The sequence below is a fragment of the Rhabdothermincola sediminis genome, from assembly GCF_014805525.1.
In the GTDB taxonomy this organism is placed as follows: Bacteria; Actinomycetota; Acidimicrobiia; order Acidimicrobiales; family Acidimicrobilacustridaceae; genus Rhabdothermincola; species Rhabdothermincola sediminis.
Map to the genome: position 1 here is coordinate 128,513 of NZ_JACFSZ010000010.1, position 15,135 is coordinate 143,647.

Consider the following 15,135-nt stretch of genomic DNA (forward strand, 5'->3'; position numbering starts at 1 on the left):
CCTGGCCGCCACGGGTCCTCGGGCGCACGACCCGGCGGGCCGCCGATCGCCCGCCGGGCCCGTGGTCAGTAGGGCCAGGTGCCGTCGCTGCCGAGCAGGCGGTACACCGGCCGCAGCTTCAGGGTGATGAGGACCTTGAGCACCACGTTCTTCGCGAACCAGGGAAGCTGGGCCGCCTGGCGTGCGGCATTGGCGAGCCGCCGGGGACCTCGAACCGGTCGGCGCCGGTACTCGGCCAGCGATCCCGACCGGCCGACGTAGTGGAACTGCCGGCCGAAGAACAGGCTCGCCACCAGGGCGCCGGTGACACCGATCGAGCTGAACGCATCGTGGATCAGCAGCGTCCCCCCGGGCGCGACCCGGTCGCCCCATCGGCGGATGTCGGACAGGGCGGGCCCCAGGCGATGGGCGCCGTCGATGTAGAGCAGCTCGACGTCCCCGTCGACATCGCCGAGCGCTTCCGTCGAGTACCGGCGCAGGTGCCGGATCCGCTCCCTCACCCCTGCCCGTTCGAGGTTGGCCAGGAACACCTCGTGGTCTTCCTGCGCTTCGGCCTCGAAGCCCTCGATCTCCTGGGGACCACGGTCGTTGCCGCCGTGGGGGTCGATGGTCACGATCTCGACCTCCTCCGGTGCAGCCGACGCGAGCACGATCGCGGACCGACCGCGGAAGCTGCCGATCTCGACGATCCGATCACCGGCCCGCAGCTCCGAGGCGCGGTCCCACAGGCGTCCGGCCTGTGCCCGGGTCATCCACCCCTCCACCTCCGCCAGCGACCGGAACACCTCATCGAAGCTGCGCCGCGAGTGGCTCGGCGTGGCAGACGGGGGCGACACGGATTCGGGCACTGCGGGGCTCTCGGTCGTCTGGTGCGGTCGGCAACCGGTGCCGGCTCCCGGCCCGGGATGGACGGCGAGCATACCGTGGCGTCTTCGAGCCTGTGGGTGACCCTGTCGACAACCTCGAGTCTTCTGGGGATTGGCGAGAAATCCGCCGGATAACCCTGGGGAAAGTCAGAAACCGCTTGACTCGGTTCCGGGAGAGGCGCAGCATCGACCCAGGTCAGGCAAGAACGGGTCGCCAGATCGCACCCGGTGCCGGAGGCCAACCCCCCGGGGACGGCCACCGAGCGACTGGGGAACGTCGGTGGCTCGGGGCGCCTGGCCACGGAGCACCGGTACCGGCACCCACCTCGGTGAGGAGCCGGGGACGCGAGCGGGACCAGCCCGGACTCGTGAGCAGAGCGGTGCCCCGCGCGGGTCGGCCCCGAGGAGCTGACGGCTGCGGCCGGAGGCTACTCGGGGTCCTCGTGCGTTCAGGCCCGATGCGGTCGACGCAGCCCCGCATGGGTGATCATCAGGGGATGGACATCCCCAAGTCGTTCCACCTGCCCGCCGACATCCACGCGTACCTCGTGGACCACGGCACCGCTCCTGACGCGGTGCAGCGGGCCTTGATCGACGAAACCCGGGCCCTCGGTGACATCAGCATCATGCAGATCGCGCCCGAGCAAGGCGCGCTGCTCACCCTGCTGGTCGCGCTGACCGGCACCCGCTTCGCCGTGGAGGTGGGCACGTTCACCGGCTACTCCGCCTTGTGCATCGCCCGGGGATTGCAGCCCGGTGGGCGCCTCGTCTGCTGTGACGTCAACGAGGAGTGGACAGCCGTGGCCCGGCGGGCATGGGAGCAGGCCGGCGTGGCTGACCGGGTCGACCTCCGCCTCGCACCGGCCATCGAGACCTTGCGAGCCCTCCCACCGGAGGCGGTGGTCGACTTCGCCTTCATCGATGCCGACAAGCCTTCCTACGTCGACTACTACGAGGAGCTCCTCCCCCGGCTGCGGATCGGTGGCCTCCTGGTGGCGGACAACGTGCTGTGGTTCGGCCGGGTCGTCGATCCCGCGGCCACCGACCCCGACACCCGAGCGATCCGTCGCTTCAACGACCATGTGCGCGACGACCCGCGCACCGATGTGGTGATGTTGCCCGTCGGTGACGGCTTGACCATCGCTCGCCGCGCGTCCTGACCGAGCGCTGCGCAGCGTCCGGGGGCATTTATTGACACGACGGCAACAGGGTCCTAGCGTCCTGCCCACCGCTGTGGCCCCAGTCACAAACTGCTGGGTCCGACGGATTTTGACGCCGCCTCGATCGCCGCGATCCGGGGCTGGGCGGGCGCCCGAGCACGGTGCTCGACGACAACGAGGGGGACGAGCTGGTGGCCAGCCATCTGGATCGACATCGCTCACGGTTTGCGGGCACTGGGCTGCTCTTCGTGATCGCACTGCTGGTGGGCGCGTGCGGCGGCTCAGGGAGCGACACCTCCGGCAGCCGCGGAGAGACCACCGGGACTGCTCCCCCGAGAGACCCGGACGTGACCCTGGCGTCCTCCGGCCAGCCCCAACGAGGCGGCACCCTGGTCTACGGGGTCGAAGCCGAGTCCGACGGCTACAACCCCACCAAGAACCGGTTCGCCCCCTCCGGCACGGAGATCGGCCTGGCCATCTACGACCCGCTCGCGGCCTTCGACGAGAACGGGGCCCCGCAGCCGTACCTGGCCGAGTCACTGACCCCCTCGGCGGACTTCACGGTCTGGACCATCACCGCTCGGCCGGGCATCCGGTTCCACAACGGCGAGGCCCTCGACGGTGAAGCCATGCGCATCTTCTTCGAGGCCCTGCGCGCCGACCCGCTGGTGGGCATCGCCTTCAAGAACGTGGCCGCCGTGGCCGTCGACCCGTCGAACCCCCTGGCGGTCACGATCACCATGAAGGAGCCCTGGGCGAGCTTCCCGGTCTTCATGACCGGACAGGGTGGGATGGTCACCGCCCCGGCGATGGCCAACGACCCCGACAGTAGCCGCCACCCCATCGGCACCGGCCCCTTCGTGTTCCAGGAATGGGTGCCCGACAAGGCGCTCAAGGCGACCCGCAACCCCGACTACTGGCGCAAAGACGCCAACGGCGTGCAGCTCCCCTACCTCGACGCGGTGGAGTTCCGGCCCCTTCCCGATGCCACCACCCGCTCGGCCGCCTTGCGCTCCGGGGACGTGCAGATGATCCACACCACCAACCCCACCGAGATCGAGGCGCTCGACGCGGACGCCCGCGCGGGGAAGGTGCAGATCGTCTTCGACCGGGGCGAGCGGGAGGAGAACTTCTTCATGTTGAACACCTCCAAGCCCCCCCTCGACGACATCCGGGTCCGCCAGGCCCTGGCCTACGCCACGAACCGTGAGGCGTTCAACCAGGTCATCTTCGACGGCAAGGGCGAGATCGCGGACGGCATCTTCAGCCAGGGCTCTCCCTGGCGGGGTGAGGGCGCGCCCTACCCGGCCTACGACCCTGCCAAAGCCCAGGAGCTGGTGGCGGAGTACGAAGCCGAGAACGGGCCGATCCGCTTCTCGCTGGTCAACAGCGGCACCGATTCCCGGGGCATCGACCTGGCGAAGGAGCAGTGGGCGGCGGTGGGCATCGACGTCGACGTCTCCCTGATGGAGCAGGGCCAGTTCATCGCCAACGCTGCGCTCGGCGACTTCCAGGCCCACGACTGGCGGCAGTTCGGCGCCCTCGACCCCGACTACGACTACATCTGGTGGACTTCGGAGAACGCTGGCGACGGCATCGCCCTCAACTTCGCCCGCAACAAGGACCCCCGGATCGACGAAGCACTGAAGCGGGGACGCTCCACCACCGATCTGGCGGTGCGCAAGCAGGCCTACGCCGACGTGCAGCGCTACATCAACGAGGACCTACCCTACATCTGGACCGTGCGCTCCCAATGGGTGGTGGTGGCCTCCAACAACGTCAGGGGCATCATGAACGGCCCCCTGCCCGACGGTGCGCCGGCGTACCCCATGGGCGGGCCCGGCGGATTCGGGGGCATCACCTTCCTCACCCAGACCTGGCTCCAGTCATAGATCCGCGATGATCCCGACCGTCACCGACGATCCCCGGAAAGGACCGCGATGAGGTTCGTCCGCAAGAAGCTGGTCCAGCTGCTGCTGGTCCTGCTCGCCGTCACGTTCCTGTCGTTCTTCTTCCTCAACCTGCTCCCCGGCAACACCGCCCAGGTGCTCTGCGGAGCGGGCGGCGGGCCGGAGTGCGTGGAGCAGAAGACCAAGGAGCTGGGCCTCGACAAGCCCCTACCGGTGCGCTACGGGGAGTGGCTGCGTGACGCGGTCACCGGGGACCTCGGCGCGTCGGCTCGGAACCAGCAGCCGGTGTGGGAGGCGATCAAGCAGCGGATGCCGGTGACGATCGAGCTGCTGATCTACTCGCAGTTCATCGCCCTGGCGGTGTCGATCCCCCTGGCGATCATCGCCGCCCAACGACCCGGTGGCATCTTCGACCGGGTGTCGACCAGTGTCGCGTTCGCGCTGCTGTCGGTGCCGAACTTCATCCTGGCGATCGTGCTGATCCTCATCTTCGCCGTGAACCTCGGCTGGTTCCCCGCCACCGGCTACGCCGAATTCTTCACCGACCCCATCAAGAACCTCCACGACCTCTTCTTGCCCGCCCTCACCCTGGCGGTGGCCGAGATGGCGGTCTACCTCCGCCTGCTTCGCACCGATCTCATCGCCACTCTGCAAGAGGACTACATCATGATGGCCAAGGCCAAGGGCCTGCCGTCGCGGCGAATCCTGCTGCGCCACGCCTTCCGCCCCTCCACCTTCTCGCTGGTGACCGTGGCCGGCCTCAACATGGGCCGCCTCATCGGCGGGACGTTCATCGTCGAGGTGATCTTCGCCATCAACGGCATCGGCAAGTACGTCGTCGACAGCATCCTGGCCCGCGACTACATCCCGGTGCAGGGCGGGGTGGTGATCATCGCCGTCGGCTACGTGCTCATCAACTTCGCCGTCGACATGTTCTACGCCGTTCTCGACCCGAGGATCCGCCATGCCCGCGCGCTCGCCTGAACCCAGCTCGGAACCGCTGCCCACCGACAGCTCGGTGTTCGCCGAGAGCGGCGACCTGGCCACCGAGATCACCCGGATCGCCGACGGCGACATCGAGCTGCTCGAGGAGCTGCACGAGCTCGACCCCGGCCAGGTGGCCGCGGAGGACCTGGTCAAGAAGCGTCTCGGCCCCCTGTTCTGGATCGCGGTGGGCTGGTTCGGGCTCGTGGCCCTGCTGGCCCTGCTCGCCCCGGTGCTGCCCCTCCAGGACTATCGGACCCCGTCGTCGTGCGTGCGCTGCCCGCCGAGCGCCGATCACTGGTTCGGCACCGACACGCTCGGGCGCGACATCTTCTCCCGGGTCGTGTGGGGGGGCCGGGTGTCGCTGGCCGTCGGCTTCGCGGCGGTGGCCTTCGGCGTGGCCATCGGCGGCACCCTCGGGGTCATCGCCGGGTACTTCAAGGGTCGGCTGGAGGCCACGATCATGTGGGCCATGGACGTCCTCCTGGCGTTCCCGGCCCTGCTCCTGGCCCTGGTGATCGTCACGTTCCGGGTCAACCGGGACGTCGGCAACATCATCCTGGCCATCGGCATCGTCGCCATCCCCCCGATCGCCCGGCTGGTGCGCGCCGCCACCCTGGTGCACAGCGAGCGCGAGTACGTCACCGCGGCCCGAGCCCTCGGAGCGAGCAACTTCCGCATCATCTGGCGGGAAGTGGTCCCCAACGTGGCCCTGCCCGTGCTGTCCTTCAGCATCATCGGGGTGGCCGTGGCCATCGTGGCCGAAGGCGGCCTCTCGTTCCTCGGTCTCTCCGTGCCTCCTCCCACGCCGACCTGGGGCGGGATGATCAACGACGGCCGAGCGGTGCTGGCCCGGGAGCCGTTCATCAGCCTGATCCCCTGCGCCGTGATGTTCCTCACCGTGCTGGCCCTCAACCTCGCCGGTGACCGCGTCCGGGAGTACTTCGACGTGAAGGAGGTCGGCCTGTGAGCCGCAAGGTCATCAGCTCCACCAAGGCGAGTGCGGCCAGCAGCCCGTCGAAACTCCTGCAGGTCGTCGACCTCAAGACCCACTTCCGCACCGAGCGGGGCACGGTGCGAGCGGTCGACGGGGTGAGCTTCTCGCTCGACCGGGGCAAGACCCTCGGCGTGGTGGGCGAGTCCGGATCCGGCAAGACCGTGCTCGCCCGCTCGATCATGGGGCTGCTCCCCAAGCGCAACGTGATCCGCGACGGTCACATCTTCTACGAGGGCGCAGACATCATCGGCTACACCCAGGACCAGATGCGCTCGGTCTGGGGGGCCGAGATGTCGATGGTCTTCCAGGACCCGATGACCTCGCTGAACCCGGTGATGAAGATCGGCAAGCAGATCACCGAGTCGCTCATCCACCACCTCGGCATGGACAAGAACGAGGCGAACGAGACCGCCCTGTCGCTGTTGAGCTCGGTGGGGATCCCCGAGCCGGCGCAGCGACTGGAGGAGTACCCGCACCAGCTCTCCGGCGGCATGCGCCAGCGGGTGACGATCGCCATCGCCCTGGCCTGCGGTCCGAAGCTGCTCTTCGCCGACGAGCCCACCACGGCACTCGACGTCACCGTGCAGGCCCAGATCCTGAACCTGCTCCAGCAGCAGCAGCGCGAGCGTCACATGGCCATGATCCTCGTCACCCACGACCTCGGTGTGGTGGCGGGGCGCACCGACGACATCCTCGTGATGTACGGCGGTCGGGTCGCCGAGTACGCGCCCACCAGCGTGCTGTTCTCCGACATGAAGATGCCCTACACCGAGGCGCTGCTGAACTCGATCCCCAAGATCGACTACCCCAGCCACACCCGCCTCGAGGCCATCCCGGGCCGACCCCCCGACCTCATCAATCCTCCGAAGGGCTGCAACTTCGCTCCCCGCTGCCGCTACGCGCAGCCCAAGTGCCTCACCGACGACCCACCGTTGGTGGAAGGGCCCACGCCCGGGCACCTCTACCGCTGCTGGTACCCCGTGGGCACCCCCGAGGGAGAAGACGCCCGTGCCCGCAACGAGGCCGCCGGCGCCACCGCCGCCGCCACGCCGGTCTCCGTCCGTCCCGCGAACCCCGAGGAGCTCTGAGAATGGCTGGAAGTGGCACCGCTCACCTGCGGTCCGCGAACGACACGCTCCTGCGGGCGGAGAACCTGGTGGTCGAGTTCCCCGTCGGCTCGACCGGGCTCAAGGTCCACGCGGTCTCGGACGTCAGCATCGACATCAAGGAGGGCGAGACGCTCGGCCTGGTCGGCGAGTCCGGGTGTGGCAAGTCCACGACCGGCCGGACACTCATGCAAATGCCACGACCCAACTCTGGGGAGGTCCACTTCGACGGCCAGGAGCTCACCAAGCTGGGGACCGCGCAGCTGCGGCAGGTGCGCCCCCGCATGCAGATGATCTTCCAGGACCCGATCTCCTCCCTCAACCCCAGGCGCAAGGTGAGCGACATCGTGGCCGAGCCGCTGCGGATCTGGAAGCGGGGCACGAAGGAGGAGCAACGGGAGCTGGTCCGCGAGACCCTCGAGGCGGTGGGCATCGATCCCGACGCCGCCTGGAACCGCCGGCCGCATCAGTTCTCCGGTGGCCAGTGCCAGCGCATCTCGATCGCCCGCGCGCTCGTTCTCGACCCAAAGCTCATCATCTGCGACGAGCCGGTGTCCGCGCTCGACGTGTCGGTCCAGGCCCAGATCCTGAACCTGCTCCAGGACATGAAGAAGCGCTACGGGTTGACGCTGGTGTTCATCGCCCACGACCTGGCGGTGGTCAAGAACGTCAGTGACCGGGTGGCGGTCATGTACCTGGGCAAGCTGTGTGAGGTCGCGCCCCCCGACGACCTGTACTCGCGACCCGCCCATCCCTACACCGCCGCGCTGCTCAGCTCGATCCCGGTTCCGGACCCCTCGGTGCGACCACGAGAGGACGCCACCCTCGGAGGCGAGATCCCCTCCCCCGTCGCCCCACCGAGCGGCTGCCGATTCCGCACCCGCTGCCCCAAGGCCCAGGACATGTGTGCGCAGGTGGAGCCGAAGATGCGCCAGATCGGCCTCGGCCACTACGTCGCCTGCCACTTCCCCCTGGAAGTCACCGAGAGCAAGAAGGTCGTGCCCAAGGCCGGGGCCAAGGTCGCGACTGACGGCGCGAGCAAGGGCTAGGGAGTCCGCTGCGGGGCGGGGATCTCGAGGCAGGCCAGGTGACCGAGCCAGCGCGAGGGGGGCGCACGAGGACCAGGCTCGACCCGGAGATCCGCCGCGAGCAGATCGTCGACGCCGCCGAGCGGGTCTTCACCCTCCGGGACCCCAGCGAGGTCACCTTGGAGGAGATCGCCGAGCAGGCTGGGGTGTCCCGGGCCCTGGTCCACAACTACTTCGGTGACCGCAGCGGAGTGCTCGCCGCGGTGCACCTGCGGTGCACCCTCCAGCTCGACGAGGCACTGCGTTCGATCTCCTCCGATCCCGACGGCACGCTGGACGAGCACCTGGTCGCCTTGGTCGATGCCTACCTGCGCATCGCCGCTGCGAAGCCCGCTGCCTGGAAGCTGGTGGGCACCCCCGAGGCGACCCTGCACCCACTCGTCGTGGAGGCCCGGCGCCGGCGTTGCGAACGGCTCGCCGACTGGTGGGGCGGTGACGCCGCGGCTCGGCTGCTGGCCCGCAGCGTGCTCGGCTGCCTGGACGCCGCGGTGGCGGCCTGGCTCGAGCAGCGCGACCTCTCCCGAGGCCAGGCGCTCGAGGTGATCCACGGCCTGCTCCTGCGAGGTCTCGCGGGCATCCTCACGCAGCGATCGGCGAGACCTGCCCGAGCCGTGGGTGACCCCCCTCGGTGACGGGGGGTGCCCTGACCTCGCGCCGCTGAGGACCCGAGGGCGCGACCTCCACGACGGCGTGAGAGGATGAGCGCCATGCCGAACCCCCCTGCAATGCAGATCGACGAGAACACCATCTACCGGGCCACCATCACCACCGATCGGGGAACCATCGTGATGGACCTGGACCCCCGCCTCGCTCCCAACACCGTCAACAACTTCGTCGCCCTCGCTCGCGAAGGCTTCTACGACGGGCTGACGTTCCACCGGGTGGAACCCGGCTTCGTCATCCAAGGTGGCTGCCCTGAAGGTACGGGTCGCGGGGGCCCCGGCTACCGGTTCGCCGATGAGCCCGTGCAGGGGGACTACGTGGAGGGTGCGGTGGCGATGGCGAACGCCGGCCCGGACACGAACGGCTCGCAGTTCTTCATCTGCTTGGTGGACCTCGCGGGGCGCCTGCCCAAGCAGTACAACCTGTTCGGTCAGGTCGTGGAGGGCATGGAGACGGTGCAGGTCACCCGCAAGGGCGACGTCATGCGGCAGGTGACCATCGAGGAGCGCCCCGCCGCCTGAGGATCAGTCCTTCAGCGCCACCGCGTTCGGGGTGACGTGCATCTTCGGTTCGTAGGCCGCGGCCTCGACGTCGCGCCGCTCACCCCCGACCGTCGCCCGCAGCTGCTCCCGGCAGCCGCCGCAGGGCCCATAGAAGCGCTCGGCGGCGGTCGTTCCACAACGAGGGCAGATGATGGAGAGGATCTGGTCTCCCATGCCGGAAACTCTCGCGCGCCGGGTCGGGCGGCTCGCGGACCCCTCCGTCTGCCCGGTGCGGCTCGCGACTGCCTGCTGGTCGGTAGGCACCGAGCTGTGGAGAACTCGCGAAATCCACAGAGTTGGCCCTCTTCCTCCTCACAGGCCCATGCCCGTAGCGTTCCCCCGAGGAGCAGAGAGCGAGGAGACCTGTGGCTGCCTACCGCGTCACCCTCCGAGACGGCACGGTCGAGATGATCGACGGCGCCGACGCCTACCAGCAGGAAGGGCAGATGACCACGTTCTTCGCCACCGCGTCAGGCCGGCAGGTGGTGGACTGCTGGAGCACCCGCGTGGCCAGCATCCGTACCTCGGAGGTCCTGGCCATACGGCGAGAAGAACCCCGGCGGGAGGGCCCGGCGACGATCGGCGCGGAACCCGTGAGGGTCGGGCTGCACCCGGCCTGACCCTCACGCGCCGGCGCGCCTCGTCAGGGCACGTACGCCGCCAGCCAGGCGAGCGTCGCCAACGACACGAACCCGGCCGCGCACAACGCCAGCACCGGCCGCTCCGCCCGCTCGTCCGCGGTGTAGAGCGCAAGGGTGAGCACCAAGGGGAAGGCGTTCAGGCCGTACCGCTCGAGCGAGTTGAGGTTCTCAGCGCCGAGCGCCAGTGCCAGCACCGCCGCGGCATACAGCCCGTAGGAGACCGGCCACCGGCGGAACGCCAGCACCAGCAGCACCACGAAGAGCGCGGCGAACGGTAGGTGAAGCCCCTGGCCGAAGCGCTCCGGGCCGACCAGGTCGACGAGGCCGTCCCACATGCGGGTGATCGGGTTCACGGCCCGGCCGCGCAGCTCCTCCTGCACGGTGAACGGGAGCAACGGATCGCCGTCCCGGACCCAGACCCATCCGGCGTAGAGCGCCGCGCCGGCCAGCGGCCCGGCGATGGCGGCCAGCCCGCCGGCGCGGTCCCGACCCCGGCTGCCGCGCCAGGTACGGGCCACCTCGACCGCGGCCGGGATCGCGAGCAGGATGCCGAGCGGCCGGCACAGCGCTGCCAGGAGCCCCCCGGCAGCGGCCACCCATGGGCGCCGGGTGCGCAGGCCCAGGAACGCCAGGAGCGCCCCCACCAGCATCAGCGCCTCCGCGTACCCCCAGACCAACACGAACGCCGGCGGGAACAGCATCATGAGCCACACGGCCCGGCCGGCCGCGGCGCGCCTGCACCCCTCCGCCCGCATCAGCTGCAGCACCAGGATGCCCAGCACGATGGAGGCCAGGTTCGCGATCAGCACCAGCGCCACGCCCTCCGAGCCGAGCAAGACGCCGACGAAGCGGCCCGCCAGGGGGAAGCCGGGGAAGAACCGCAACGCCTCCCGGTCGAGCCCTCCGTAGCCGACCGTGGCGATGTCTCGGTACCACGTACCGTCCCAGGCCAGCAGCCCGTCGCCGAGGGCCGGAGGCGCCAGCGCGAAGCGATCCGCGACCACGCGGGCGGCGACGTACGCCGCGGCCACCAGGATCCGGGCGGTCACCCAGGCGGGCACCACCACCCAGAGGTCATCACGGAGCCCAGCCAACCATCGCCGGGACGGTCCTCGACGGATCGCCGTCATGGCGTCGACGCCGGCAGCATGACGAGCTGGGCGTGCTCGTAATAGCGGTCGCCGTCCTCCTCCACGAGCACCTCCGCCCGTCCACGGGCGCTGGCCAACGCGTCGAACAGGGCCTCGCACTGGCCCTCGAAGGTGGCGTAGGCCCCGCTCCACACCAGGAAGATGCGGTGGGATGGGCCTGCCCGATCCAGGATCTGCTGGGCGATGGCCTGCGGATCTGCAGCTCGGTTTCGTGCCTCGTAGTCGCGCCAGTCGACCCGTTCGGGGCCATCCAACGTCGGGTAGACGAGCTGGGTCACCTCCGCCGGAACCTCCCGGCTCCCGCCGGGGCCGAGCTGGTCCGGGCAGTAGACGACCACGTCGCCCGCCGCGGCCCGCTCCCCGACCGCGGCTCCGATCACCCCCGCCTGGGTGCGGCTGGTGACGAGGTTGTACACCCCGCCGAGGAGGAACGCGCCCGTCACCACGACCGCGATCCCGTCGCGGACCCAGCGGTCCCCGAAGCGTTGGATGCCGCCCGCCACCAGCAACATCACGAGGGGGAAGAGGACCGTCGCGTACCTCGTGGCGTACGCGCTCCAGGTGACATAGGCGACGGCGGCGCCGAGCACGAGAGTGCCGGCGGCGACGTACGCGTCCGCCCGGAACGGTGGCGTCGTGCGTACGTCGATCTCGATCGTGAACCGGTCACGGGTGGCGCCGAACACGGCCAGCAGCATCAGCACCAGGATCATCGCCCCCACCAGCTCGGCGTCCCGGAAGTCGCCTCCCCCGAAGTCCGTGAGGGTGCTGGCGAGGAGGGTGGTGGGGCGCGGAGGGCCCGACCAGGGGGTACCGGTGTGGCGAGCCTGGTCGACCAGCACCGGGAGCCAGGGGATGAACGACGCCGCGCCCATGCCGATGGCGGCCAGCGCCCGCCCGGCCCTCCGGCGTTCGCCCTCGTCCTGGGCGCGCCGGGCTCGCCACGCCAGAAGCGATCCGGTGGCCGCCAGGAGCCACAGCGACCAGTAGTGCGTGTACAGCAGCGCAGCGGTAACCAGCGCGATGGCCGCCAGCGCACGCCTCCCGTCGCGGCCGAGCCGGAGGGCGCCGTCCACCAGCAACCAGCCTGCGAGCACCAGGATCACCAGGAGTGCGTACATCCGGGTCTCCGTGGCGTACCGGAGCGCGAACGGCGACACGGCGAGCACGAGCAGTGCCAACCACGCCAGCAGCGGACCGCCCCGCCGCCGGCCCGTCAACCACATGAGGGGCAGGGCGGCTACCGCGAAGACACCGGAGAGTGCCCGAACGGCCACATCCGAGGTGCCGAACACCCCGATCCAGATGTGCAGCAGGACGTAGTACAGGGGTGGGTGACCGTCATGGCGCAGCGCGGACGGGATGTCGACGAGCGGCAGGCGGGCGACGTTCACGCTCAGTGCCTCGTCGAGCCACAGCGGCGTGCGGGCCGCAAAGCGCAGCACGACACCGACCACGACCGCGACCACGCTCAGTGCGATCAGCTCCAGGGGCACCTGCTGCCCGCCCGCAGCCTGCCCGCCGCCCCGCGAGCCCGCCGGGCGCGCGGGCTGCAGCCGCTCGGTCGTCATCGGACGGACCGGCGGCCGGCCCGGCTGCCGGAGCCGACAGACCGATCCCGCCACCGCTCGGCGCTCGTCCTCATGGCCGCCGATGCTACGGCGCGCCCGGACGAGCGTCGGGCATGACCCGGCGATCCCCCAGGCCATGGGAGCGGCGTCGGTATGCTCGCCAGATCATGGAGCCGGACACTGGCGGCCGCTCGGGGGACCGCGGATGGTGGATCGGCCTCGGCATCATCGTCCTGGCCGGACTCGCGCTCCGGGTGGCCTACGTCTGGTTCTTCCGCCGCGGCATCGACCTGCAGGGCGATCCCGTCTACTACCACGATGCCGCCAACCTGCTCGCCGACGGGAAGGGGTTCATCAACCCGTTCGCCTACGAGGAGGGGCGCACCGTCCAGGGCGCGGACCACCCACCGCTGTACATCGTCTACCTCGCGCTGTTCTCCGTGCTCGGCCTGCGATCGGTCACCGCCCACCTGCTGGCCTCCTGCCTGCTCGGCGCGGCGGCGGTCGGGGTGGGTGGCCTCGCCGGGCGCGAGGTCGCCGGCCGCCGAGCCGGCTGGTTGACGGCGGGCCTCATGGCCGTGTACCCGAACGTGTGGCGCTTCGACGGGATGGTGCTGTCGGAGACCATGGTGATCTTCACGGTCATGCTCACGGTCCTCCTCGCCTACCGGTGCTGGCGGGCACCCTCCGGCCTAGCCCTCGCCTGGGTCGGGCTCTCGGCTGCCGCTTCCACGCTGGCTCGCTCCGAGCTCGGCCTGCTCCTCCCCCTGCTCGTCGTCCCTCTGGCGGTCGGCACCGCCAGGCGCCTCGGCCGCCCAGTGTGGCGACTGATCGTCGCCGGCATCGGTGCCGCCGGAGTGCTTCTCGTTCCCTGGGTGGTGTTCAACCTGGTGCGCTTCGACCGTCCGGTGCTGCTGTCGAGCCAGATGGAGGTCACCCTCGCGGTGTCCAACTGCGAGTCGGTCTACTACGGCGATCTGATCGGCTACTGGGACCTGCGATGCGGGCGGGAGATCCTCGACCGCCACCAGATCCGGGCGGAGTTCAGCGAAGCCGAGGCCCAGCGGGCGCTGCTCGAGGACACCCTCCGGTACATGGGTGACCACCGGAGCCGCATCCCGACGGTGATCGCGGCCCGGGTGGGGCGGATCACCGGGGTCTTCCGGCCCCGCCAGCAGATCGACATCGACGTGGGCGCCGAGCTGTTCCCCCGCCGGGTCATGGAGGCTGCCACGATCTCCTACTGGCTGCTCGTGCCCTTCGCCATCGCCGGTGCCGTTGTCCTCCGCCGGCGCCGGGTGCCGCTCTACCCGGTGCTCGCTCCCGGCATCACCGTGCTGATCACCGTGGTGCTCTTCTACTCGTCGATGCGCTTCCGAGCGACTGCCGAAGGCCCGCTCTGCCTGCTCGCCGCGGTGGGTGCGACCGCGCTGGTGAGCCGGTGGTGGCCGGAGGAACGAGCCCCGGCCTGGGACGGGCCGGCAGCGGGTCCGGGAGCCAGCCACCAGGACGATCAGAGCGAGCGGGACGCGAGATCAGGTGCCAACGCGGCGATCACGTCGTAGCTGCTCTGCTCGGTGAAGTGCACGCCGTCCGGACGCAGCTGCGGGTCGAGTTGGCCACCGGGCCAGGTGCCCTCGAGGAGTCCGGCCAGATCCCACACCACCACCTCCGGCCTCGTCGCCGCCACCTCCCGCACGAGCTGGTTCCACCGGTCCGTGCGAGCCGGATCGGCCTCCTTGTAGGGGCCCCGGCCCATGAAGTTCTGCGGGGAGTAGACGGGTGAGATGTAGGGGCAGGTCAGCCACACCACCCGGGCCCCGGTCGAGGCCAACACGTCGATCGACCCCCCGATCGACCGGCGCAGCCAGTCGTCGAGGACCGGGTCGCCGGGGATGCGCCAGGTGCGGTCCCCGGGGATCTTGCGCTCCGCCACGTCCCACAGGCATGACAGCACGACCACGTAGTCGGGGCGCCGCTCGGCGAGCAACGACGCCCAGCGCTCGAGGCGCGCGTCGCACTCCGGGAACGTGGCCCGCTCGATGCCGATCGCCCGGAGCCGCCCCCCGACCCCGATGCTGCATCCGACCGTTCCCGCGTTGAGCACCCGGATCCCGCCGTGCTCGCCCACCCAGCGTTCGAGGCCCCCGTTGAGACTCACCGCCATGGAATCGCCCACGACGAGGGCAGATGGCGGCGGTGGGGCCACGGTGGTCGGGCCAGCGGGCTCCAGCCCGTCTCCGTCCGGTGTCAAGGTCGCGGCAGGAGCCACGAACTCGGTCGGCTGGTCCGTGGTGCGCAGCTCGGTCGTCCCCGGTGCGGCCCCGCCGGTGATGGTGGTGGTGAGGATGGCGATGGCGGTGAGGGGGGCGAGCCACAGGGGGGTACGGCCGGTGAACAGGCGGCGTTGACGGACGGGTTGTTCGAGGATCACCAGGGAGATCTGGGCCAGCGCG

Annotated in this window: 15 protein-coding genes; 10 read left to right on the forward strand and 5 right to left on the reverse strand. The window is 70.3% G+C overall.

Annotated elements, in window-relative coordinates:
• Positions 1–65: 65 nt before the first annotated feature.
• The gene (locus tag HZF19_RS10065; RefSeq protein ID WP_307781194.1) at positions 66–785 is read right to left on the reverse strand and encodes a class I SAM-dependent methyltransferase; all 720 of its coding nucleotides are present in this window, start codon (positions 783–785) and stop codon (positions 66–68) included.
• Between the two features lie 560 nt (positions 786–1,345).
• Between HZF19_RS10065 and HZF19_RS10070 the strand changes: the two genes are divergently transcribed.
• The 8 genes from HZF19_RS10070 to HZF19_RS10105 all read left to right on the forward strand — a co-directional run bounded on the left by HZF19_RS10070 (position 1,346) and on the right by HZF19_RS10105 (position 9,295).
• Positions 1,346–2,026, forward strand: a complete 681-nt coding sequence (locus tag HZF19_RS10070; protein WP_235979770.1) for an O-methyltransferase — start codon at positions 1,346–1,348, stop codon at positions 2,024–2,026.
• 347 nt (positions 2,027–2,373) lie between these two features.
• Positions 2,374–3,918, forward strand: coding sequence for an ABC transporter substrate-binding protein (locus HZF19_RS10075; protein ID WP_208028638.1), 1,545 nt, complete (start codon positions 2,374–2,376; stop codon positions 3,916–3,918).
• Between the two features lie 48 nt (positions 3,919–3,966).
• Positions 3,967–4,920 carry an ABC transporter permease gene (locus HZF19_RS10080; protein WP_208028639.1) on the forward strand — a complete coding sequence of 318 codons (954 nt, stop codon included), beginning with the start codon at positions 3,967–3,969 and terminating at the stop codon, positions 4,918–4,920.
• Positions 4,901–5,890: an ABC transporter permease gene (locus tag HZF19_RS10085; RefSeq protein WP_208028640.1), complete on the forward strand. Its 990-nt coding sequence runs from the start codon at positions 4,901–4,903 to the stop codon at positions 5,888–5,890. The genes HZF19_RS10080 and HZF19_RS10085 overlap by 20 nt, the downstream gene beginning before the upstream one ends.
• Positions 5,887–7,005: an ABC transporter ATP-binding protein gene (locus tag HZF19_RS10090; RefSeq protein ID WP_307781195.1), complete on the forward strand. Its 1,119-nt coding sequence runs from the start codon at positions 5,887–5,889 to the stop codon at positions 7,003–7,005. The genes HZF19_RS10085 and HZF19_RS10090 overlap by 4 nt, the downstream gene beginning before the upstream one ends.
• A 2-nt stretch (positions 7,006–7,007) precedes the next feature.
• Positions 7,008–8,072 (forward strand): ABC transporter ATP-binding protein, encoded by a 1,065-nt coding sequence (locus HZF19_RS10095; RefSeq protein WP_307781196.1) that lies wholly within the window; start codon positions 7,008–7,010, stop codon positions 8,070–8,072.
• 38 nt (positions 8,073–8,110) lie between these two features.
• Positions 8,111–8,743: a TetR/AcrR family transcriptional regulator gene (locus HZF19_RS10100; RefSeq protein ID WP_208028641.1), complete on the forward strand. Its 633-nt coding sequence runs from the start codon at positions 8,111–8,113 to the stop codon at positions 8,741–8,743.
• Between the two features lie 66 nt (positions 8,744–8,809).
• On the forward strand, positions 8,810–9,295 hold the full coding sequence (locus HZF19_RS10105; protein ID WP_235979772.1) for a peptidylprolyl isomerase: 486 nt from the start codon (positions 8,810–8,812) through the stop codon (positions 9,293–9,295).
• A gap of 3 nt (positions 9,296–9,298) precedes the next feature.
• Here HZF19_RS10105 and HZF19_RS10110 read toward each other — a convergent pair whose 3' ends face one another.
• Positions 9,299–9,490 (reverse strand): hypothetical protein, encoded by a 192-nt coding sequence (locus tag HZF19_RS10110; RefSeq protein ID WP_208028642.1) that lies wholly within the window; start codon positions 9,488–9,490, stop codon positions 9,299–9,301.
• A 191-nt stretch (positions 9,491–9,681) separates the two neighbouring features.
• Here HZF19_RS10110 and HZF19_RS10115 point away from each other — a divergent pair, with 191 nt between their 5' ends.
• Entirely contained in the window at positions 9,682–9,936 is a 255-nt protein-coding gene (locus HZF19_RS10115; RefSeq protein WP_208028643.1) for a hypothetical protein, read from the forward strand.
• A 23-nt stretch (positions 9,937–9,959) separates the two neighbouring features.
• Here HZF19_RS10115 and HZF19_RS10120 read toward each other — a convergent pair whose 3' ends face one another.
• Positions 9,960–11,006 (reverse strand): putative hexosyltransferase, encoded by a 1,047-nt coding sequence (locus HZF19_RS10120; RefSeq protein ID WP_208028644.1) that lies wholly within the window; start codon positions 11,004–11,006, stop codon positions 9,960–9,962.
• 77 nt (positions 11,007–11,083) lie between these two features.
• Complete coding sequence (locus HZF19_RS10125) at positions 11,084–12,679, reverse strand: glycosyltransferase family 39 protein (RefSeq protein WP_208028645.1); 1,596 nt, start codon at positions 12,677–12,679, stop codon at positions 11,084–11,086.
• A gap of 167 nt (positions 12,680–12,846) precedes the next feature.
• On the opposite strand from HZF19_RS10125, the gene HZF19_RS10130 reads away from it, so the two are divergent.
• On the forward strand, positions 12,847–14,244 hold the full coding sequence (locus HZF19_RS10130) for an ArnT family glycosyltransferase (protein ID WP_208028646.1): 1,398 nt from the start codon (positions 12,847–12,849) through the stop codon (positions 14,242–14,244).
• Here the strand turns inward: HZF19_RS10130 and HZF19_RS10135 are convergent.
• The coding region (locus HZF19_RS10135) for an SGNH/GDSL hydrolase family protein (protein WP_208028647.1) at positions 14,193–15,135 on the reverse strand (943 nt) is incomplete at its 5' end. The two genes, HZF19_RS10130 and HZF19_RS10135, sit on opposite strands and share 52 nt — an antisense overlap.